Source organism: Novosphingobium clariflavum, from assembly GCF_026420865.1.
GTDB lineage: Bacteria > Pseudomonadota > Alphaproteobacteria > Sphingomonadales > Sphingomonadaceae > Novosphingobium > Novosphingobium clariflavum.
In genome coordinates, this window is sequence record NZ_JAPCWC010000001.1 from 185,894 (window position 1) to 208,333 (window position 22,440).

The 22,440-nt window shown below is 65.5% G+C and carries 14 protein-coding genes; 6 read left to right on the forward strand and 8 right to left on the reverse strand.

The window, feature by feature from the left end; genetic code table 11:
- The 6 genes from OKA11_RS00720 to OKA11_RS00745 all read right to left on the reverse strand — a co-directional run bounded on the left by OKA11_RS00720 (position 1) and on the right by OKA11_RS00745 (position 8,682).
- Positions 1-1,116 carry a pectinesterase family protein gene (locus tag OKA11_RS00720; RefSeq protein WP_267218301.1) on the reverse strand — a complete coding sequence of 372 codons (1,116 nt, stop codon included), beginning with the start codon at positions 1,114-1,116 and terminating at the stop codon, positions 1-3.
- On the reverse strand, positions 1,113-2,075 hold the full coding sequence (locus OKA11_RS00725) for an alpha/beta hydrolase (RefSeq protein ID WP_267218303.1): 963 nt from the start codon (positions 2,073-2,075) through the stop codon (positions 1,113-1,115). Before OKA11_RS00725 ends, OKA11_RS00720 begins: the two co-directional genes overlap by 4 nt.
- A 74-nt stretch (positions 2,076-2,149) precedes the next feature.
- Entirely contained in the window at positions 2,150-5,197 is a 3,048-nt protein-coding gene (locus OKA11_RS00730) for a TonB-dependent receptor (RefSeq protein ID WP_267218304.1), read from the reverse strand.
- A gap of 58 nt (positions 5,198-5,255) precedes the next feature.
- On the reverse strand, positions 5,256-6,263 hold the full coding sequence (locus OKA11_RS00735) for a FecR family protein (RefSeq protein ID WP_267218305.1): 1,008 nt from the start codon (positions 6,261-6,263) through the stop codon (positions 5,256-5,258).
- Positions 6,260-6,865, reverse strand: coding sequence for an RNA polymerase sigma factor (locus tag OKA11_RS00740; protein WP_267218306.1), 606 nt, complete (start codon positions 6,863-6,865; stop codon positions 6,260-6,262). The genes OKA11_RS00735 and OKA11_RS00740 overlap by 4 nt, the downstream gene beginning before the upstream one ends.
- A 101-nt stretch (positions 6,866-6,966) precedes the next feature.
- Positions 6,967-8,682, reverse strand: coding sequence for a methyl-accepting chemotaxis protein (locus tag OKA11_RS00745; protein WP_267218308.1), 1,716 nt, complete (start codon positions 8,680-8,682; stop codon positions 6,967-6,969).
- A gap of 329 nt (positions 8,683-9,011) precedes the next feature.
- Between OKA11_RS00745 and OKA11_RS00750 the strand changes: the two genes are divergently transcribed.
- From OKA11_RS00750 to OKA11_RS00775, 6 genes are all read left to right on the forward strand, one after another.
- Complete coding sequence (locus tag OKA11_RS00750; protein ID WP_267218310.1) at positions 9,012-9,140, forward strand: hypothetical protein; 129 nt, start codon at positions 9,012-9,014, stop codon at positions 9,138-9,140.
- Between the two features lie 275 nt (positions 9,141-9,415).
- Entirely contained in the window at positions 9,416-10,915 is a 1,500-nt protein-coding gene (gene proP, locus OKA11_RS00755; RefSeq protein WP_267218312.1) for a glycine betaine/L-proline transporter ProP, read from the forward strand.
- Positions 10,916-10,995: 80 nt separating this feature from the next.
- Entirely contained in the window at positions 10,996-11,583 is a 588-nt protein-coding gene (locus OKA11_RS00760) for an RNA polymerase sigma factor (RefSeq protein WP_267218313.1), read from the forward strand.
- Entirely contained in the window at positions 11,583-12,548 is a 966-nt protein-coding gene (locus OKA11_RS00765; protein ID WP_267218314.1) for a FecR family protein, read from the forward strand. The genes OKA11_RS00760 and OKA11_RS00765 overlap by 1 nt, the downstream gene beginning before the upstream one ends.
- A gap of 126 nt (positions 12,549-12,674) precedes the next feature.
- Entirely contained in the window at positions 12,675-15,890 is a 3,216-nt protein-coding gene (locus OKA11_RS00770; protein WP_267218315.1) for a TonB-dependent receptor, read from the forward strand.
- An 11-nt stretch (positions 15,891-15,901) separates the two neighbouring features.
- A complete protein-coding gene (locus OKA11_RS00775; protein WP_267218317.1) occupies positions 15,902-17,164 on the forward strand; it encodes a purple acid phosphatase family protein in 1,263 nt (420 codons plus the stop codon).
- 951 nt (positions 17,165-18,115) lie between these two features.
- On the opposite strand, the gene OKA11_RS00780 is transcribed toward OKA11_RS00775, so the two are convergent.
- Together OKA11_RS00780 and OKA11_RS00785 are read right to left on the reverse strand one after the other, a co-directional pair.
- Positions 18,116-19,006 carry a glycoside hydrolase gene (locus tag OKA11_RS00780; RefSeq protein ID WP_267218318.1) on the reverse strand — a complete coding sequence of 297 codons (891 nt, stop codon included), beginning with the start codon at positions 19,004-19,006 and terminating at the stop codon, positions 18,116-18,118.
- A 179-nt stretch (positions 19,007-19,185) separates the two neighbouring features.
- Positions 19,186-22,122, reverse strand: a complete 2,937-nt coding sequence (locus OKA11_RS00785; RefSeq protein WP_267218319.1) for a TonB-dependent receptor domain-containing protein — start codon at positions 22,120-22,122, stop codon at positions 19,186-19,188.
- Between the last annotated feature and the right edge of the window lie 318 nt (positions 22,123-22,440).

The following is a 22,440-nucleotide window of genomic DNA, read 5'->3' on the forward strand; positions in this document are numbered from 1 at the left end:
CTAGGGCATCCCGGTCATGATGTCGCGCCGGATCGCGGCGATCGTATGGGGGGAGACCCAGGTCATGCCGATGGCGCGGGCCGGGGCACCGGGGCCGGTCGATCCGGTTTCGGCGAAGCGCGAATCCTGCGCTCGGAACACCTGCGTCATCGTGCCGTCGCGCGCGGTGCCGTTCATTTCGGTCCAGTGGTCGGGGTGGATGTGGCGATCCATGAAGCAGTCGACGAACAGCGCCTGCCCCACCGCTTGCGGATCGGCGTAGCGGCCATCGGCAAAGCGGGTGGTGGGGTGCCAGGGCCGGGCGAGCGCCACCGCATGGTCGGGCACCCCGGCCTCGCGGGTCAGGCGCGAGCGGTAGAAGACGAGGCCGTGCGCCTGCGACAGCGGGGTCGAGGGGGCGGCGACAAAGGACTGGAATTCGCCGGGCGTGTAGGGCGCTGCGCGCTTGCGGGTGCGCACTTCGCTGTCCTCGATCAGCAGCTGCCCATTGCCGAAGATGAAGTCGACATTGCCGGCGATCAGGCTCTCGCGGATCAGCGCGCGGCCGCCATTGGCGAAGACCGTGTCCTGATAGCCGAGCAGCGCCACCCGATCGAGCCGGACGCGGTCGCTCGCGATGTCGAGCAGCAGGGCGGCGGCCTGCGGGTTGGCGATCCTGGCCTCGGCGCCTTCGGGCAGGCGGTCGTTGGCGAGGTAGTCGTAGGTGTTCTCGATGGTGAGGTCGCGCACCGCGATCTCGCGCGCGTTGATGGTGAGCGTGGCCGATCCCGGCGTGCCCCAGCCATTGCGGTGATAGGCCTTGGCGGTCTGCGCGACGGCGCCGAAATGCACCCGCGTCACCCCGCGTCCGGCACCGACGAGGCGGATGCGGTCCCGCGTGATGACGGGCTTTTCGGCATAGTCGCCCGCGGCCACGCGGATGGTGATCCAGCGCCCGCTGTCATCGCGCGCGGCGGCTTCGAGCGCGCTGCCGATCGAGGTGTAGCAGCGGGCCTTGCTGCCCTTGCAATCCGGTTTCACGGCGAGTTCGGCGCTGGGCGGGGCCGCGATGGCAGGCTGGGCAGGCAGGGCGAGCATGCACGCCAGCGACAGGGCGATGAGGCGGGTGGCAATCATTTCCGGGCCTTTGCAGGGGTGAGGGGGCGCAGGAAGCCGTCGATCTGATCGGCAACGATGGGAAGCCAGGGGGCGAACAGCCAGAAGTCGTGCGGCGCACCGGTGAAGGCGAAGGCGTGGTGGGCGATGTGGTGCCGCTCGAGCGCGGCCAGGACCTTGTCCTTGCCGACCGTGAAGCGGGCGATGCCGCTGCCGACGATCAGCGTGGGGGGGGACTGCGGTCCCACATGGCTGGCGGCGCTGGCCTCCTGCCAGCGCTGCGGCATGGCTTCGAAGCGGCCGCCCAGCCAGCGGGCAAAGGGGGAAGCGTCGCCTGCTGCGTTCTCGAAACGGAGCGCCTCGGGATCGGCCATGTCGAGCACGCCGTCGAGGTCGACGAGGGCATTGGCATGCACTTTGCCGAAAAGACCGGAAGGCCCCGCATACGCGAGCAGGGCGGCCATCTGACCGCCCGAAGAGGCGCCGCCGATGGCGATGTGGTCGTCGTCGAGGCCGAATTCGGCGGCATGGGTCTGGGTCCAGCGCAGCGCCTCGGCAATGTCTTCCATGCCGCCGGGGTAGGGCGCTTCGCCGGAGAGGCGGAACTCGGGCAGGAACACGGTATAGCCGCGCTGTGCCAGCAGGTTGGCGAGCGCGTAGAAATGCGTTTTCGAGCCGGAGCGCCAGGCGCCGCCGTGGACCAGCATGAGCCCTTGCCCGTTGGCCGCGGCCGGGCGGAACACGTCGAGATGGAGCGTTCGCGCGCCCACGGTCTTGTAGGGGCGGTCGAACAGCACCGATTGCCCCTCGCGCCAGGTCACGGCAGGCCAGGCGATGCCGGGAAACTGGTCGCGATACTGGGCGAAGCGCTGGTCCACGCTGTAGCTGTCGTCCACCTGGCGGGCCGAGGCGGGGAGCGCGGCAAGGCTCAGGGCAAGGCTCAGGGCAGGCGCCAGACCGGTGCGCAGCGTTCGGGTCATCATGCCTCCTTCGATACGACAAGGAGGCCGCCATCCGGGGGAGGATGGCGGCCCAGGGAGCAACGGTTGCCGCCTCAGAACTGGTAGCGGGCGCCCACGAACCACTGCGCGCCGGTGCGGGAGAACTCGCGCACGAGGTACTGCGTGCCGTCGCCGGTGCCGTAGATCCGCTCGCGCTCGTTGGTGATGTTGATGCCCTGGATGTTGAAGCTGAGCCGCTCGGTCAGGTTGTAGTAGGCCGAGAGATCCACTTGCGTCGGGCCGTACTTGCGTTCCTGCACGTGTCCGTTGCCGCCCGGCTCGCTGAGCAGGTAGTCGTCGCGCTTGTTGACCGAGACGCGCAGGCCCATCGTGCCGGTGTCGAAATAGCCCGTGAAGTTGTACGAATTGGGCGAAAGCCCGGTGGAATCGTGTGCCTTCACGTGGGTGTAGTTCGACGCGATGCCGAAGTTGGAGAAGACCCCCGGCAGGAACGTGAAGGGCAGGTTGAGCGTCACCTCGACGCCTTTCACCTTGTCGCCGTCCGACGAATTGACCGCCTTGTAGAAGGTGTAGGGCACCGAGGCGGGATCGGCATTGTAGGAGGCGTCGTAGCGCGGATCGGCGTAGATCGCCGCCCAGTATTCCTGCGGCACCATCTGCTCGACCACCGAGGTCTTGAGCGAGCGGATGATGTTCTTCTGGAACAGCCCCACGGCAAAGAGGCCGCTCTTCGAGAAGTACCATTCGAGGCCGAGGTCGAAATCGTCCGACAGGTAGGGCTTGAGGTCCGGACTGCCGAGGTTGCTGACCGTGCGGGTGGTATATTCGAAGACCGGGCTGGCGATGTTGAGCGAGGCGAGGCCGGGGCGCGTCATCGAGCGGGCATAGGCGAAGCGGGCAACCACTTGCGGGGTCACGTTGAGCGCGGCGTTGAACGAGGGCAGCAGATTGTCGTAGTGGCGCTTCACCTCCACCGGCGATCCGGCGATGACCGCGCTCGATTCCACGTCGGTGCGCACGTAGCGAAGGCCCGCATCGAGGCGCAGGATCATCGTGCCGATGTCCATGTCGCCCATGACCTCGCCGTAGCCGCCGGTGGTCTTCTCGACGACTTTCCAGCCTGCTGCGACATTGGCGGTGTAGCCGTCGTCGAACATGCCCGAGCCGGCGATGGCGTCAAAGTCCACCACCGCGAAAGTCGGCAATCCGCCCGAAACCACGCCGTCGCCGAAGTGGCTGATCGGGAAGGCGGTCATGTAGTCCTGCGGCGCGAAGCTGGGCAGCGCGCCCTGCGCCTCGGAATAGCGCACCATGCGGCGGCTGTAGGCAAGGCCGGCAAGCGCGGTGAAGCGGCTCTGCTGGAACCTGGCATTGCCCTTGGCGGTGAAATTGTCCTTCACCACCTTGTTGAGCCGGTTGGCGGCGGTCAGCGCGTTGACGTAGTTGTCGGGGTCGTTGGGATCGTAGTCTCCGTAGTCGACCACGGCGACGTCGCGGCTGCCGGTATAGTCGTAGGCATAGTAGTGCGGCACCGAGCGGGCGTAGAAGCGCAGTTCGCTGCGGTCAGCGCTGTCGCGCGCCTTGCCGATCATGCCGTCGAAGGTCAGGCTGGTGCTGGCCTCGTATTCGCCCGAGAGCACGAACTGGCTGAACTTCGAGGTCGAGGTCTGGTGGCGGCTTTCATACCACGAGGTGACGTCGTCGAAGGCGGCGGCGACCAGTTGCTTGCCGTCCGGCGCGACGGTGAAGGACAGCGGGGTCTGGCCGACATAGTTGCCCGCCGGGCCATGCGTGAGCAGCCACTCCATCGAGTTGTAGCTGTAACGGTCGTTGTCGAGCTGCGAATAGAGCGCGTCGAACGTCAGCTTCAGCCCGTCGAGCGGGCGCGCCTGGATCGAGCCAGAAAGACCGAGGCGCTTCTGGTCGTTGCCGAAGAAGTCCGCGCGCGGCAGGCGCGGGGCCCAGAGGCAGTCGAGGCTGTCGGCGGCGCCGCAGTTCTCGGGGGTGCCGGTGACCTCGGGGTCGGTATCGGCCCAGCTGTCGCCGTTGACGAAGGGCGAGGTCCAGCGGACGCTGGAAAAGCCTTCCTGATAGACGGTGCGCTTGGAATAGGCGGCGGAAAACAGCACGCCGATGGTGTCGTCCGCGAAAGTGTCGGAGACCATGACCGTGGCGCGCGGATCGATCTTGCGCGAGACGGTGTTGTAGCCGCCCTGGCCCGAGGCGACGACGTGGAAGCCGGGATGGTCGAAGGGCTTGGCCGAATAGAGGTCCACGGTGCCGGCGATGCCGCCTTCCTCGATCGAGGCGCGCTGGGTCTTCTGCACGTCGATGCGGTTGAACAGTTCGGAGGCGAAGACGTGGAAGTCGAAGGCGCGCCCTGCGTTGAGCGTGAAGCCGCCGGAATCGAGGCCGTCGCTGCTGGCGGGCACTTCCATGCCGTTGAGCGTGGTGCGGGTGAAGTCGGGCGAGAAGCCGCGCAGCGTGATGTTGCGCCCTTCGCCGCCCTCGCGCGAGATGGTGACGCCGGGCAGGCGCTGGATCGATTCCGACAGGTTGAGGTCGGGCATCTTGGCCATGTCCTCGGCCATGATGCTTTCGACCACGTTGATCGACTGGCGCTTGACGTCCTGCGCGCGGATCAGACTGCCGCGAAAGCCGGTGACGATGATGTCCTCGCTGGTGATCGGCGCTTCGGGATCCGCAGATGCCGGTTCCGCCGCCGCGACCGGCTGGGGCGCAGGGGCGGGAGCGGCCGCCAGCGCCACCGGAACGGTGACAGCCGCCGCGCGGGTCGGGCTGGCGGGCGCGCGCCCATTGCCATTGGCGCTGCCGACAACCGCGTAAGAGGCCGGGCCGGTGCGCCGCGCGGCCAGTCCGGTGCCGGCCAGCAGCCGCGCCAATGCCTGGTCGACGCTCATTTCGCCGCGCACCGCATTGGTGCGCACGTCGCGCGTCAGCCGCCGTGCGGCGATGATCTGGATGTCCCCCTGGCGGCCCAGTTGGGTGATTGCCGTCTCGGCGCTCTGGGCATCGATGGCGAATTCGCGGGTCTGGGCTGCTGCCTGTACCGGAGAGGCCACGGCGCAGACGATGGCCGCAGTCGAGAACAGTGCATGGCGCACCTTGTTGTTATGCATTATTATCCGCCCCAAAAATTGATTTTGCGGACTTCTTCGAGCCCGTACTATTCAAGAGTCACTCCGCCGAAAAATCCTTCCCGGAAAATGCATTTTCTTCGGCGGTATCGAGAGAAATACGGATGACCTCGGGATTGCTGGTGTCCAGCGCCACGCCAAGGCTGGCTTTCACCGCCTCGGCAAAACCTTCCGGGTCGTTGATGCGGAACAGCCCATCGAACTGCTCGCGCGCGACGCGCGGGTCGGCGATGACGATCTGGCGGGGGTTGTAGCGGTTGAACTCGTTGGCGGCTTCGTAGAGCGTGCGCCCACCAAGATCGATCATGCCGCCGCGCCAGGCCAGCGAGCGGTCCACCGAAGTGGGCATGCCTGCCTCGTAATCGATCACCGCATGGGCGCTCAGCGTGGCGCGGTCTCCGGCTTCGAGGCGCAAGTGCAGGTCCGGCCCGCCTGCGGGCGCGGTGCTCCAGGTCTCGACAACGCCTTCGGTGACCAGCACTTCCACGCCGGTTTCGCGCCGGCGCACCGAAAAGGCGGTGCCGACCGCGCGCACCCGGACGTCGCCCGCCGCCACCACGAAGGGGCGCTTTGCGTCCTTGGCCACTTCGAACCAGGCCTCGCCCTGTGCAAGTTCGATCTCGCGGCTGCGCGGGGCCATGGTGACCGCCAGCTCGCTGCCCGAATTCATCGTCATCACCGAACCGTCGGGCAGCGGCAGGCGGCGGATCTCGCCGAGTTTCGTTTCGTAGACGGAAGGTCCGCCGCGCCAGTGCAGGCCGGTCATGACGAGCGCCGCCGAAGCCGCGATCCCGCCCAGCAGCCCGCGCCGCGCGAAGCGGGCGGGCTTGGCGGGCGCCGCTTCGCCGTTGTCGTGCATGAGCGGAACGCCTGCTTCGGCGGGTGCGGCAGACAGCGCGTACCACTGTGCCTGCACCTGCAGCAGCAGCCCCTGCCGCAGCGGATCCTCGGCCAGCCAGGCCTGCAGTTCGGCTTCGTCCGCCTCGCTCCATGCCTCGCCGTCCATGCGCGCGACAAAGGCAGCGGCGCGGTCATCGGCGCCGGTCATCGTCGGGCCTCCCGGCGCGGGCCATCCGTGAGGCGCTGTTCGTTCTCGGCCTCGCAGGCAGCGAAGGCGGCACGGATCGCGCGCACGCCGTTCCACACCTGCTTTTCCACCGCCTTCTCGGTCATGCCGAGGTGGGCGGCGATTTCCTTCTGCGACCAGCCCTCGATCTTGCGCAGTTCCACCACCCGGCGGCAGCGTTCGGGCAGGCGGGCGATGATGCCGAGCACACGCTCGTAGCTCATGCGGCTGGCGGCCTGCTCCTCCGGCGTGGGGGCATCCTCGTCATACCAGTTCTCGATCTCGCTGAAGGCTTCCAGCACCACGACCTGCTGGCGCTTCATGCGCCGCAGCAGGAGGTTGCGGGCGATCGCGAAGATGTAGGAGAGCGGCCGGTCGATGTGCTCGACCGAGGGCAGCATGGCTATGCGGCAATAGGCTTCCTGCATCACCTCGTCGATATCCTCCGGCGAGAGGCGCGAACGGGCCAGCCAGCGCCGGACCCGCGCCTCGTGGGGCACGATCTCGCGCGCGGTCCAGATCGCGATCCGGCGCCTGCGCGCGAGTTCCTGTTGTGCCTCCCCTGGCGTATCGCCCTCCCTCACATGCCGGGTTCAATTCCCGTTGTGCCACGTAAGAGACCGGGGGCGAGGATTTCCTTCCCGGAATGCGCAAATATTTTTCGAGATGATGGAAACGGGCGCTTTTACGCGACCTTGAAAGTGCTCGCCTGCGCGGCCAGGCGGTCGACTTCGGAGGTCAGGCTGCGCGCGGCGGCCGAGGTCTGTTCCACCATCGCGGCGTTCTGCTGGGTGGCGAGGTTCATCGCGCCGATCGCGGTGGTGATCTCGCTGACCGTTTCCGAGGCGGCGGCATTGTCGCCGGCGACGCCGCCGAGCAGGGCATGGACCTGTCCCATGTCCTGGGCGATGCCGGTGAAGGCCTCGTCCACCTGCTCCACCGCCCCCACTGCCGTCAGGATGCCGGTGCGGGTGAGGGTGAGCTGCTCGCGGGCGCTGCGGGCTTCTTCCTCCGAACGGATCGCCAGCGCCGAGACGAGATCGGCGACAACCGCGAAGCCGCGTCCGGCATCGCCGGCCTGCCCGGCCTCGACCGCCGCGTTCATCGCCAGCGCGCGGGTCTGGAAGGCGATCTTGTCGAGCCCTTCGATCACGTTGTCGATGTCGCGGGTGCTGTCGGCCACCTGGCGCATGGCGTCGACGGCGCGGGCGGCAATCGTGCGGCCTTCGTCGACGGTGGTCATGGCCTGGTCGGCGCGGGCGACGGTCGCCGTGGCCGAAGCGGTGCCGGTGCGCAGGCGCTGGTCGATCTCGACGAGTGCGGCCGAGCTCTGTTCGAGGTTGGCCGCATTGGCTTCGGTGCGGCGGGCCAGGTCTTCGGAGGCCTGGGCGATTTCGGACGAACCGCCGCGGATCGCATGGGTGCTGGCGGCGGTTGCGCCGATCAGTTCGCGCAGGCCCGACAGCGCCGAATTGTAGTTGAGGCGCAGTTCCTCGTAGGAACCGGGGAAGGCGCGTTCGATCGCGGCGGTGAGATCGCCCGAGGAGAGCTGTTCGAGCCGCGCGGCGAGCGTCTCGACGACTTCACGCTGCTGGTGGTCGGCTTCTTCCTTGGTGATCGCCGCATCTCGGAACACCAGCAGGGCGCGGGCGATGTCGCCGATCTCGTCGGGGCGCGCGGTGTCGGCGATCTCGATGTGGTTCTGCCCGCGCGAGAGGCTGGCCATCGTCTCGGTGGCCGACTGCAGCGGCTGGAACAGGCGCTTGGCCGCGCGCATGCAGACCGCGGCGCAAAGCGCGGTGAGCACCAGCGCGATGATCAGGATCTGCCAGCCCAGCCGCGTCACTTGCGCATAGAAGCTGTCCTTGGGCACGCCGACGTAGAGGATGCCGATGACCTGGCCGCTGGCATCGCGGATCGGGTCATAGGCGGCAAAATAGGGCTTGTTGAGGATGCGGGTCTCGCCCCGGTAGGGCTGTCCCTTGCCCAGCACGGCGTCGCGCGCGGGGCCGGGATCGAGACTGGTGCCGACGGCGCGGGTGCCGTCGTCCTTCTTGATGTTGGTGGCAACGCGGGTGTCGCCGTTGAAGATCGTGGCATTGCCGCCGACCAGCGCCTTGATCCGGTCTACCGCGGCATCGTCGCCGTCGAGGCGGGTATTGCCGACGTAGAGCACGCCGTCGCGCAGGCCATAGCCCTTGCCCTGCGTCTCCAGCACGCTCCAGGCGACGCGCATGTTGGTGTCGAGTTGGGTCGCACCCTGTTCACGGGCCGAGCTCATCAGCATCACGCGGGTGCTGATGAACAGGGTGCCGGCCAGCAGGGCCAGCGCGCTGACGGTCATCAGCGTGACTTTGGTGGAAAGGTGCTGTCGGGCAAGGAAGGCACGCAAGGAGGTCATGGTTGTGCAGATCCAGAGGTAGCGGGCTGGACGAGGCCGCTGATGGTGGGGCCGTGGGAGGCTATGCAAACGTTATAGGCGGCGGGTGGGTGGTATGGTCGGCAAACACAGCAAATTCCGACCTTTGCGCGCGGTCCGGACACGGTGGTCTGGCCCGGAAAGGGCGGTGTTGTTGCCGGTGTTCGTGCATTATCCCCCTGTATTGGTATACTTTTCCGGGGTGAGCCGCGGTTCCGGTCCGGGCCTTGTTGCTGCTGCGTAATTTTTTCCGTCATGCGGCTTCGGGCACGGCCTCGCGGCGAGCCGTGCGTGCACAGTGATGCGACCGCGTGTGTCACCCCGCAGGCACCGTGTTCACGCCGCTCTGCCAGGGCGGTCCCGCCTCGATCATCGTCTGCACGCACTTGCGCCGCCTTAGCGCAGTTTCCGATCCGATCGCGTCGGATAAGCTGCTCTAAGATGTTGGTTTTACGCATTTTCAGAGTCATCAGGTGAGTCCACCTGATTGGAAAACGCTCTAAACATGTCGTGCAGCGCGGGATCGTCCTGCCCCGGCTGCTGCACGGCTCGTCCATCACTGTCCCCATCCATGCGATTATCCGTCTAGAGGCGCCCGGACCCGCTAGATGCCGCTTCTCGGCGTCGCTTCAGATCCATGGTCGAACATCGGCCTCATCCGCCATGTGCCGGGTGCGCCATTTCGCGCCCGCTTTCGGCGGGAACGGAGAAAAACATGTCCGACAGACCGGCGCACAGCGCCAAATTCGGCTGGTTCAAACGTAGCAGCGAATTGCACATTGCCGATATTACCGTCGTCGACCGATCCACTCTCAACCGTGCCGTGGGCGCCGCTGCGCTTGGCAATGCAATGGAATGGTTCGATTTCGGCGTTTACGGCTACATTGCGATCACGCTGGGGCAGGTGTTCTTCCCTTCCGGCAGCCCGACTGCACAGTTGATCGCCACGCTGGCGACTTTCACGGCCGCCTTCCTTGTCCGCCCGCTGGGAGGGCTGGTGTTCGGACCGCTTGGGGACCGTTACGGTCGGCACAAGATCCTGGCGCTGACGATGATCCTGATGGCGGCGGGCACTTTTGCCATCGGCCTTATTCCGTCCTACGCGCAAATCGGCATGGCGGCGCCCATCCTGCTGCTGGCCGCACGCTTGCTGCAAGGCTTCTCGACCGGGGGCGAATACGGCGGCGCGGCGACGTTCATCGCCGAGTATTCGACGGACCGCCGCCGGGGGCAGATGGGCAGCTGGCTGGAATTCGGCACGCTTGGCGGATACATCGCCGGCGCCGGCACGGTCACCGCTCTCCAGATGCTGCTCACGCCTGCGGATATGCTGGCGTGGGGCTGGCGCATTCCGTTCCTGATCGCGGGGCCGCTTGGCCTGCTGGGCCTCTACATGCGGCTGAAGCTGGAGGAAACGCCGGCATTCCAGGCCTATGCCGACGAAGTGGACAAGCGCGAGGCCGGGCGTCCGAAGCTGGGCGACCTGTTCCGCGTACACCGGACGCAACTGCTCAAGTGCATGGGCCTGGTTCTCGTCTTCAACGTCACCGACTACATGCTGCTCACCTACATGCCCAACTATCTCAGCGTCACCATGGGCTATGCGCAGAGCAAGGGCTTGTTGCTGATCATCCTGGTGATGGTGGTGATGATGCCGCTCAACGTGGTGGGCGGCCTCTTCAGCGACCGGATCGGGCGCCGTCCGATGATCATCGGCGCCTGCGCCGCGCTGATCGCCCTGTCGATCCCCTGCATGCTGCTGATCGGCACGGGCAACGACTGGCTGATCTTCCTGGGCCTGATGCTGCTGGGCCTGGCGCTGGTCTGCTTCACCAGTTCCATGCCGGCGACGCTGCCGGCGCTGTTCTATACGCCGGTGCGCTACAGCGCGCTGTCGATCGCGTTCAACGTATCGGTGTCGCTGTTCGGCGGTACGACGCCGCTGATCACCGCCTGGCTGGTCGAGCGGACCGGCGATCCGCTGATGCCGGCCTATTACCTGATGGGCGCCGCGGCGATCGGTCTTGCCACCATGCTGACGGTGAAGGAGACCGCCGGGATGCCGCTGCGCGGATCGCCGCCGGCGGTGGAAACGAAGGCGGAAGCCGTGGCCCTCGTGCAGGGTGACGATCCGGTAACCGTCGACCGGGCGCTGCCGGGCGAGGGCGGCGCGGCGGTCCATGCGGGGGCGGCCGCGACGGCCAGTGCCGCGTGAAACCCGCCGCGCCGCGCAGCGCATAGTCAAACTGTCATGCTCTTTGACTAACCGCATCGCTTTCCGAACGGGGGGCAGCCGTGCTGGTTTCGATCAAGGAGGCGTCAGGCGCGCACGAACCTGCCGCCGACAGGAGGCGCGGCGGCGACGCCGAAGGGCGCGAGGGTGACGCCGAAGGGCGCGATTGGGACACCATCCGCGCCGCGGTGCTGCGGTTCGTGCGCGGCCGGGGGGCGCGGCCCGACGTTGCCGAGGACATCGCACAGGAGACCGTGACGCGGCTCATCGACATCCTGCAGGCAGAGCAGGTGGGCAGCATTTTCGCGCTGGCGTTCCGGATCGCGGACAATCTGCTGGTCGATGTCTATCGCCGCGATAGCCGGCTGTCGGAAGAAGTGGACGACGATTGGCAGAGCGAGGAGCCTTCGCTCGAACGTGTGCTCGATTCCCGCCGCGCCATCGAGGTGTTCCATCGCTGCCTGCGGCGGATGCCCGCCTTGCGGCGAGAAGTGCTGGTCCGCCGCCGGGTCAATCAGGAAAGTTGCAGGGCCATCGGCGATGACCTTTCGATGAGCGCCAAGGCCGTTGAAAAGCATATTACCCGCGGGATGGTCGATCTGCGCAAGGCTCTGGAAAAAGCCGGGATCGACCTGGGGGGAGAGGCGTGATGCCGGGCGAGGGCGAAGGCATCGAACTTCAGGCCGCACGGTGGGTCGACCGCATGAACAGCCCGGTGCTCGACGCTGCCGATGCCGCTGCGTTCGATCGGTGGATCCTGGCCGATCCGCGGCATTGCGACAGCTATGCCCGGCTGAGTGCCTTGTGGCACTGCGAGGGGCTGGCTCAGGGCATGGCATGCGCGGCAGGCGAAGTTGAAGCGGCTGCCGAGGAAGACGAGGTGCCATCGGCGCACTGGAGTACGCCCCGCTACACGAGGATGGCCGCGTTTCTGGCGATGGCGGGCTGCGCGGTCCTGGTGGCGATGCTCATGCCGGCGATGCTGGTGCGCGAGTCCCGCTTTTCCACGCCGCGCGGCGTGACCCGGGACGTGGTGCTGGCCGATGGATCGCGCGTTCGCCTCGATGGCGATACCCGGATCCGTTTCCGCATCACGCCATGGTCGCGGCAGGTCGAGCTTGCGCGGGGAGAGGCCTTTTTCGACGTGGCGCATGAAAGCTGGCGCAGCTTCACGGTGGACACGGGCACGGCGCGGATTTCCGTGCTGGGCACTGCCTTCGACGTGGACCGCGTCGATGCGGCGACGCACGTGATCCAGGTCTATCGCGGCCTGGTCAGTGTCGAAGCCGGCGCCGGACGGGAATGGCGGTTGCCGGCGGGCACCGGACTGGAGCTGATCGGGCAGCGCGTGCGCAGCCTGCGTGACGTCACCGGCACCCGCCCGGCCTGGACCGATGGCTGGTACGAAGCCAACGACACGCCGATCTGGCAACTGATCCAGCACGTGAACCGCAATGCCGCGCATCCGATCGTGCTGGCCGATGCCGGACTTGGCGAATTGCAGGTGACCGGCCGCTTCCGCACCGCGCGGCCCGAAGAAGTTCTGGACGCGATCGGCGCGCTGCACGATCTTCGCTGGCAGCGGATGGCGGATCGCTACCTAGTGGTTCGGTGACAAGTCGCTGTGTCATCTTTTTTTCATAGTAAAGCCACGGGAATGTAAGAAAATTATTTTGTCGGGATTGTTCGTGCTGGTGCGTCTGCCGCTTGAACAGTTTGTACTGACAGGGGGTTTTCTTCGATGTTTCGTTTTACTGGGCGCTTTGCCGGGGTGTCTTCGCTCGCCTTGACCATGGGTGGTCTGGCTGCCGGTCTGGCCATTGCACCGCAAGTGCAGGCCGCGGATGCCCATCGTTATGCTTTCGCGATTCCCTCGCAGGACCTGGCGCGGGCCTTGCAGGAATTTTCGCGGGTGACCGGAACCCCCGTGGCCGCCTCGCCCGATGCGCTGCGGGGGCGTCGCAGCCAGGCGATCTCGGGCACCATGTCGGCGGAATCGGCACTGGCGCGCCTGATCGATGGCGCCCATGTCGCCGCCCAGCGCCGCGGCGGCACGATCATCGTCAAGCCGCTGCCGGTTGCCGTGACCCCTGCGGCAGTGGCATCGCCGCCCCGTCGTGCGGCGACGTTCGAGCCTGCCGGGGCCCAGCTTGCACCGGTGGAGCCGGCCAGCGAGGACATCGTGGTGACCGGCTACATCGAGGCCGTCGAGCGTTCGCTGGAGACCAAGCGGAACAACGATACCGTGTCCGACACTATCACCGCGGACGACATGGGCAAGCTGCCCGCCAACAACGTCTCCGAAGCGCTGGCGCGCATGCCCGGCGTCAACGCCGTGCGCGACGCCACTACCGGTGAGGGCGACCGCATCACCGTACGCGGGCTTTCGACCGAGCTGAACAACTACTCGATCAACGGCGTGCGCCTTGGCGGCGCCGGTTCGCGGGACAACAACTTCTACCGCGGCGTGCGCCTCTCGGTCCTGCCGCCGGACGGGATCAAGCAGATCACCGTCTACAAGACGCTGACGCCCGATCGCGACGGGGATGCGCTGGGCGGATCGGTGGACATCTCCACCCCCACCGCCTTCGATCAGGATCCGAGGTACGTGCGTTTGTCGGCCGAAGGAGGCATGCTCGACAAGTACGATCACCGCAAATACGGGCAGGTTTCCGGCGCCGTGGCGCGCCAGTTCAGCGACAATTTCGGCGTCTATGTTTCGGGCAACTGGAGCCACCGCAAGTCGCAGTTCGAGCAGAACGGCGTCGACGGCGACAACCAGCCGGACACCTGGTATTCGGACAGCGAGACGCTGGGCTGGGATCCCAACCGCTTCGTGATGCGCGGCATGGACCTGGGCTTCGGCGAAACCGACGTGCGGCGCTGGGGCTTCAACACCAGCATCGACTATCGCTCGGATCACCACGATTTCCACGTTCGCGGCCAGTACAATAAGTACCAGAAGAAGGAATTCCTCAACCGGCTGAACTTTCGCAATGATACCAGCCGGAATTCGACCCGGCTGGTGCAGGTCGTTTCCGCCAATGTCAGCCTTGCCCAGCCGGACGACAACGTCGTCGGCTATGACGACACGCTGGGCCGCATCTACGGGTATACCACCGCGCAGATCGTCGATCAGGATGGCGACGGCCTGATCACCGATGCCGACCGCAAGAGCAAGTCGTTCTACAGCCTCTACGGGGGATCGGGCACCTGGGACCCGCAGGGTTTCCGTCTGCGGCGGTTTTGGGAAGCCACCAACGAGAGCGGCAACCTTGCGACTGCAAACGTCGGCGGTATTTCCCGGTTCGGCACGGTGACGCTCGACTACGACGTGTCCTATTCGCAGTCGCAGGATAATCTGGACGACGGCTATACGCTCGAATTCCGCAGCGACAAATACGGCTGGCTGGGCAACACCGGGGTGCTGTTCAGCAGCGCCGACGATGCCCGTTTCCCCAAGTGGCTGCTGAATGCCGCCGGCATGGAGGCGGTGCAGGACCCGTCGCAATATGCTTTCAGCAGTCTTGAAGGCGAAGTGGGGGGCAGCCGCGAGAAGCTTTGGCAGGCCCAGTTCAACGTCGAGTGGAAGCCCGACATTTCCTGGCTGGAATCGATCAAGGCGGGCGGCAAGTTCTACGATTCGCGCCGTCACACGTTTTCCGGATCGTTCCTCGAACTGGAAGCCGACGGCACCATGGCGGACTTTTCCGATTTCTTCGGCAAGAACGTCACCAGCCTGTTCGGCGGCGCCTACAGCGGCCTCTATCGGCTGGGCACGACGATCGACAATTCCAGCATGCTGGCCGAACTCCAGCGCGCGGAAAAGGGCGAAAGCACGATCTTCGAAGGTTTCGCGGTCGACCCGGCCAATGCCGAGATTTCCGACGAGGACAGCTTCCGCTTCAACGAACGCGTGATCGCCGGCTATGCCATGGCCACCGCGCGCCTGGGGCGGGCACAGGTGATCGCCGGTCTGCGCCTCGAAGGCACGCGCAACCGGATCGAGGCCTACAACCTCGACCAGGTGCAGGGCCAGCGCTACACCACCGACAGTTCCAGCTTCGCCAACCTGCTGCCCTCGGTCCATGTCAACTACGACCTGGACGGCAAGACCAAGCTGCGCGGTGCGGTCTGGACCAGTTTCGCGCGCCCGGACATCGCCCGCATGAGTTCGGCGCGTGAATATGGCTATGACACCGATCCCGATGGCGACGGCGAGCAGAATCCGATCTCGCAATGGATCCTGACGTCGATTTCGCAGGGCAATCCGGACCTGAAGCCGATGCGCTCGCTGAACCTCGACATGTCGCTGGAGCACTATGCGGGCAGGACCGGGGCCTATTCGGTTGCGCTCTACTACAAGCACATCACCAACTTCCTCTTCCGTTCCTTCTCCAGCAACATCCGCGACGGAACCCTTGGCGAGAACGTGAACCCCGAAGGCGTGGCGATCTCCATGCCGAACAATGGCAAATGGGCTGAAGTCTACGGTGTTGAATTCAGCGCTCAACAGCTGCTGCACTGGCTGCCGGGCGTGCTCGGTTCGCTGGGCGTGGGCGGCAACCTGACGCTGCAACGCTCGAAGGCGGTGACCGGCCTGTCGTGGCATCCGGAAGGCTATACGCTGCCGCTGATGGAGACGCCCGATACCATCGCCAACCTCCAGCTGTTCTGGGAACGCAAGGGCTGGGAAGTCTACGGGGCATGGAACTACCAGTCGAAGTTCATGGGCGGCATCCAGGACTTCGGCAACAACCCTTATGAGCAGGCCTATAGCTTCGTGGACCTGACCTTGCGCAAGACCTTCCTGAAGAAGTCCTCGGTGCAGCTGCAGGTCCAGAACCTCTTCGATGCGCATACCTATTGGGAAACCGTATCGTCCGGAACCGGGGCGAGCCGCGCCTACATCAAGAACGGGCGCACGATCTCGCTCGGCTTCAACCTGATCTTCTGAAGGTGTCCGCGATGACCATCCGCATCCTGGCCGGCGCCCTGCTTCTGGGCGCGGCCATTCCCACCGCACTGCATGCGCAGGACACGCCCGTGCCGCTCGCGGCGGCGACCATCGCGCCCGAGCGTATCGTGCTCAACCTCACCGCGAGGTCAGCGACCGAGATGGCGGTGACCTGGCGTTCCGCGCCGGGATCGACGGGGCAAGTGCAATATGCCCGCGCCACCAGCGGCCCCGACTATGTGAAGACGCCGATGTCGCAGGCCGCAAGCACGGACGAGGCGACTTTGCCGGTGCGCGAGGATCCTGCCTTTCGCGCTGCCTATCATTCGGCGGTCCTGAAGGGGCTCGATCCCGATACCGTCTATGCCTACCGCGTGGGAGACGGCACGCACTGGTCCGAATGGTTCCAGTTCCGCACCGCGAAGAAGGAGGCGGCGCCGTTCCGCTTCATTTACATGGGGGACATGCAGAACAACATCCTGTCCGAAGCCTCGCGCACCTTGCGCATGGCGTTCCGGCGGGCGGGCGATGCGGCTTTCGTGATCCACGCCGGCGATCTGGTCAATCGGCACGATAGCGACGCGGAGTGGGGCGAATGGTTCGCCTCGGGCGGGTTCCTCTATGCCCAGACGCCGCAGATGCCGACGCCGGGAAACCATGAATATGTGAAGGATGAAACCGCACGGGCAGGCTCCTCGATCACCGGGCAGTGGCGCCGCCAGTTCACGCTGCCGGACGATGGCCCGGCGGACGTGCCGGCCGGGCGGGAAACCAACTGGTACACCGATTATCAGGGGCTGCGCCTGATCTCGATCGATTCCATGCAGGTGGACCGCGACGAAAGCGCCCGCAAGGCGATCGTGAAATGGCTCGAGGGGCTGCTGGCCGACAACCCGAACCGCTGGACGGTCATGTTCCTGCACTTCCCGCTGTTTTCCAGCGATCCCGACAGGGACAATCCCAGGGTGCGGGCGGCACTGAAACCGCTGATCGACAAGTACCGCGTCGACCTTGTCCTGCAGGGGCATGATCATGGATATGCCCGCGGCGCGATCGGCATCGACGGTCCCGTGGCCGATGGGGAAGGGGCGACGTACGCCGTCTCGGTGGCGGGGCCCAAGATGTACGATGTCGGCGCGCTGCCCTGGGCGCGCAAGTCGGCCTCGCGCACCCAGGCGTTTCAGGTGATCGACGTGAGCCCGGACGCGCTGACGTATCATGCCTATACCGCGACGGGTGAGGATCTGGATGTCGTGACGCTTCGTAAACGCTAGGCGGCGTGGACACATTCAGCGGAGAACGGCGCGACCAAGTTGGGTGGGAAGCGGACGCTGCCCCAACACTCCGCTCATGCTGAGCTTGTCGAAGCATGGGGGCTCAGCGCCCCGCTTCGGGGCCTTTGACAAGCTCAGGCCGGGCGGGTTTGGTCTGTTTTGGGTGGGAAGCCGACATTCTATTGTCGGGCATCACCGCAGCCGCCCTAAGGGCGAGACAAAGTCCGTTTAAAGCCGCTCGCGATGAGAAAAGGCAGACCAAACCGCAACCGGAGCGGTCAGGATTGGGTGATAAAGAAAAATTATCACCAGAACCCAAGCTGGTAGCGATGGGCCGTTATGCCCCGGCGCATCGGGCAACGAGAAAAATGACAGACCGTTGAAAGCCGTAATAAACCATTGGAACGGAAGTCCCGTAACGAGCCACGCCGCGAACTGCCACAGAAACCATCGCGGGATTTCCATTTGTGCTTGTCGTTCATGATCCGGAAGCCATCCGCACGGATATGCTTCAAACGCAGGATGCCTGCAATGGGACGCTTGCGATCCGACAGGATTTTGGCCCAAGAGCGTAGTTAGTTGCCGTTTCGGGTCCTCTTGCGATGGTCCGTTACAGTCCATACGATCAAGGCGATCGGTGTGATAGTGATGACAATAGCCAAAGTCACCGACGCTACATTTAGACCCGCGAACCCCATGCCAAGAAAAGCGATGACCGCGCAAATGGCCGCTGCGGGAATGAGAACCAGCAGCCGTATTGCAGTATTCATAAGGTATCCTTCCGACCGATAGTGCACTACCGCCCGCTATGACCGTCTCGGTGACAACGTGCGCCTTTCGGTGAATGTCAGCAACGGGGCGTAAACGGCCGCCCGAATTTGTCCACGCGCCCTAGAGCCGTCCAGTCCCCTGCCGCCAGACGATGGACCGCGACGAATAGACGCACCGGCGTCAGCAGGCGTTTGCCTTGCGCGGTCTGGGCGGGGTCAGGCGGGCGGGGTGGTCGTGGAACGCGTCCGCGGCGATGCGGTGGCTGGGGGTGTAGACTTCGGCGAGAACCGCGTGGAGCATCGGGTCGTAGGCGCGCAGGTCGCGGTCGGACAGCAGCACTTTACCGTCGTGGCGATAGGCCATGTTGGAATTGAACCAGAACTGGGTGCCTTCCGCCCAGTATTCCTGGATCGTCACCGAGGCATAGTCCCCTTTCCATAGGCCCTGGTCGAGAGCGTGGCGGTAGGCCTGTTCGACGCGGTGGTAGAGCGCCGGGTCGATGCGCTCCACCGCCGAGAGGATGTTGTGCGAGAATTCGTGGACGAGGATGTTCTCGCCGTAATAGCGCGTGCCCGGCACCGCGAGCAGGTTCTCGGCGGCGCCGGTGGTGTAAAGGCCGCCCATGCCGCGCGCGCGGGCGTTCCAGTACTGGGCATCGGTCATTGCCGCGATCCCGGCGTAGTTGGCCCGTTCGCACGGGGTCAGGCGCGGATCGTCGGCGGCGGGCTTTTTCCAGTCGCGCTGTTCGGGCAGGTCCATGGTGCCCTCGTCGATCGCCATGACGCCGACGCGCGCGCCGCTGCGCACCAGTTCCGCCTGGATGTCGGGGCGCTTGGCGGTTTCGGCCAGCACGATGTCGCGCGCCACCCTGAGGGCCTCGTCGGGAACCTTCGCGGACGAGACGACCGGGATCCCGGCGGCATCGAGATACTTGGCGTAGAAGGGATCGAGACCGAGCGAGGCCGGCGGCGGGGCGACTGCGGCGCCAGTCACGGGGGTGTCCGGTGAGGCGGCGACCAGCGCCGTCCAAAGCGAAAGGGCCAGCAGGCCGCGCGGGAATGGGTGGGGCATCGCTCTTGTCTTGAAGAAGGGAAAAGGGGGTGCCGCTCCGGAAGCGTAGGTGCTCCCGGAGCGGTACCGGCCTCCCTTAGAGCAGCTTCCAATCCGACTGCATCGGATCAACTGCTCCAAGATTATGGTTTTACGCGTTTTCATAGTCATCAGGTGTTTCCACCTGATCGAAAAACGCTCTAGCGGTGGAACCGCAGCGAGAGGAAGAATGTCCGGCCGATGACGTCGTAGACGCCCGACTGGTAGCTCAGCTCGAAGTTGGCACCGCCCGCTTCGGCGCCGGGGATCCGCGGCGGCTTGCGGTCGAAGGCATTGTTGAGGCCGCCCGACAGTTCGATGAAGTCCGTCAGCGGAACCGATGCCGAGAAGTCGTTGTAGAAGACGTCCGGCGTCCACACCTTGCTGTACTGTGCAGAAGTGATCGAAGTGCTGGACTTCATCGGCGAGAAGTGGCGCAGCGTCCAGGTGAAGTTGAAGCCTTCACGGTTGTAGCTGGTACGCACTACGCCCTTCCACTTGGGCGAGCCGAAGATCCCGGCATATTCGGTGATCGAGTTGGGATCGGCGGGGTCGAGCGTGTAGCGGCGGTTGAGCAGGCGCGTGTAGTTGGCGTCCAGCGACAGCGTGCCCGCATTGGCGCCCAGCCCGATCCGCTCCAGCGGCAGCGAATAGGCCAGGCCGAAGTCGATGCCGCGCGTCAGGTACTGCGCGAGGTTGAGCTTCTGGGTCTTGACCGATTCCAGGTTGCCGTTGGCATCGCGCTGGATCAGCGGGCAGAAGATGTTGTCGAGCGTGGGCTGGTCCACGCACTTCTCGATCAGGGTCTGCGCGCCGAAGGCGTCGATCGCGTTGCGAAGGTCGATGTTGTAGTAGTCCACCGTGAACGACAGGCCGGGCACGAAGCGCGGCTGGAGCACGGCGCCGATCGTCAGCGTCTTGGCAGTCTCGGGCTTGAGGTCGAGATTGCCGCTGGCGATGATGTCGCGGTAGAGCCAGTAGCTGGCAGTGTCGGCCGGGTTGATCGCGGCGCAGTTGGCTGCGGTGTACTGGGTACGGGTGGAGCGATACTGCAGGTTGTAGGCGTTGCAGGGATCGGTGATCCACAGCCCCGAGACGCTGTTGGCGGTGTAGAGTTCGCCGATGTTGGGCGCGCGCACCGCCTGGCCGTAAGTCGCGCGGAAGCGGATGTCGCGGATCGGCGCCCATTCGCCGCCGACCTTCCAGGTCGTGGTCGAACCGGCGGTGCTGTAGTCCGAGAGACGCAGCGCGCCGTCGAGCGACAGCGTGTCGAAGAACGGCGTGCCCTTCAGGATCGGCACGTGGAGTTCGCCGTAGACTTCCTTGACCGAATACTTGCCGACCAGCGTGCTGGCGGTGGTGCCGATCGTGGGATCGTAGAGCGGGCTGTCCGGATTGTACTCGGGGATCGCGCCGATGTCGTTGCGCTCCTTGCGGTATTCGCCGCCGAGCACGACCTGCACCGCGCCGCCCGGCAGGTCGAACAGGCCGCCGGTGACGTAGCCCGAAAGCACCTGCTGGGTCAGCGTCGATTTCGACCAGTGCGAGGTATAGGTGATGTAGTCGATCATCTCCGGGGTCAGGGTGACCAGCGGGTTGATCGGCACGCAGCCGTTGCCGGGGTCGGTGAGGGTGCTGCGGCAGATGGCGTTGCCGTTGGCGTCGGTGGTGCTGTCGAGGCCGTTGTACCAGCGGTCGTAGGCGGTCGAATTGACGTCGCGGACCTTCTGGGTGGTCTTGCCGTAGGAGTAGTAGGTCGAATAGTTCCAGGGCTTGGAGAACAGGGTGAAGTCACCCTCGGCGCCGGCCACGGCCTGGAACAGCGTGCGGTCGTATTCGGTCGTCGGCGCGGGCAGTTCCATGAAGCGCCGCGCGAACTGGACGCCGCCGGCCGGCACGGTGCCGCCGCTGGCCGCCTTGATCGCATCGGTGATGTAGGGGCTGTCGGCGGGGACCACGTCGGTGCCGAACGCCGTCATCTGCAGGTAGCCGGCCTCGGACTTGTTGTGCGCGAAGGTGGCGTTGGCAAAGAGCTTGAGCGCGTCGCTGGCCTCGAAGCTGACCGAGGCGCGGGTGTTGATGCGCTGCGAGGGGACCGAGAGATACCAGCCGTCGTAGCGGCCGTTGTATTCGCCGCCGTCGGTCAGCAGGGTGCCGAGCGGGTCGGTCGCGGTATTGAGATCGACCGGCACGGCATTGACGAGGCCGCCGGGGCCGAGGATCGGATCGCGCAGGGCGCCGGTCGTGCGGTCGATCGCATAGAGCTTGCCGCCCAGCACGACCTGCGCCGAATCCGAGGTGTTGATGTTGCGGACATGGTCCTGCACCACATAGGGGCTGTTGCGATTGGCGCGCGAGTAGAGCGGGTAGCCGTCCGCCGTCCACGGGCGGTCGGAACCGCTGACGGTGCCGGGGGTGTTCTCGTAGAAACCGTATAGCGTGACGTTGCCGCGATGATCGGCGAAGTTGGCGCCGGCCAGCATGTCGAACCCGTAGGTGTCCATGTCGCCGCGGGTCGAGGCGCTGTAGCGGGTATTGGCCTCGATCCCCGAGAAGTCCTTCTTGAGGATGAAGTTGGCGACGCCCGCCACCGCGTCGGCGCCGTAGAGCGCCGAGGCGCCGCCGGTGATCACTTCCACGCGCTGGACGAGGCTGGAGGGAATGTTGCTGAGGTCAACCGCGGAGGTGCCGGGGATCGCCGCGACCTGACGGCGGCCGTCGACCAGCACGAGCGTGCGCTGCGTGCCCATGCCGCGAAGGTCGAGCGCGTTGATGCCGGCGTTGCCGGCCAGGTTGCTGGTCTGGTTGGTCTGCGTCACCGCCAGTGCGGGCAACTGGTTGACGACATCGACGATGTTCTGGGTGCCGGCGGCCTTGATCTGGTCGGCATCGACGACGGCGATGGGTGACGGGCTGTCGGTGGCGGCGCGGCGGATGCGCGAACCGGTGATGACGATGTCGTTCGCCTGCGCGGTGCCGTCGCCGCTCGCAGAGGCGTCATCAGACAGGTCCTGCGCAAGCGCGGTGGTAGACAGGCTGAGGCAGCTCAGCAGCAAGGCGCTGCGAAACACTGCCCGGGACGTTCCCCTGGACTTCATAACAATCTGCTCCCTGTTTTTACCGCCGACATTCGAGTCTACGGTAAATCGTATACCATATTACAGGTTTGTGAATGTCAAGTAGCAGTTGGGTTTCAATCGTTTGGGCAAAGCGCACCCTCTGTCGTCAGGGCTGCCAGCTGCGGGAAAGGGCGCGGAAGAGGGGCGGATCGGTACGGAACGTGCCTGGTATGCGGGCCGTCCGAGTACCGCGCGTGGACGACCGAAATGGGATTTCGGAGCTTCGAATCGTGCCGTTTATGAGTTTACGGCCTAGAGTGCCGGGGGTTGGAACTTGGGAGGCGGCGCCAATGGTAT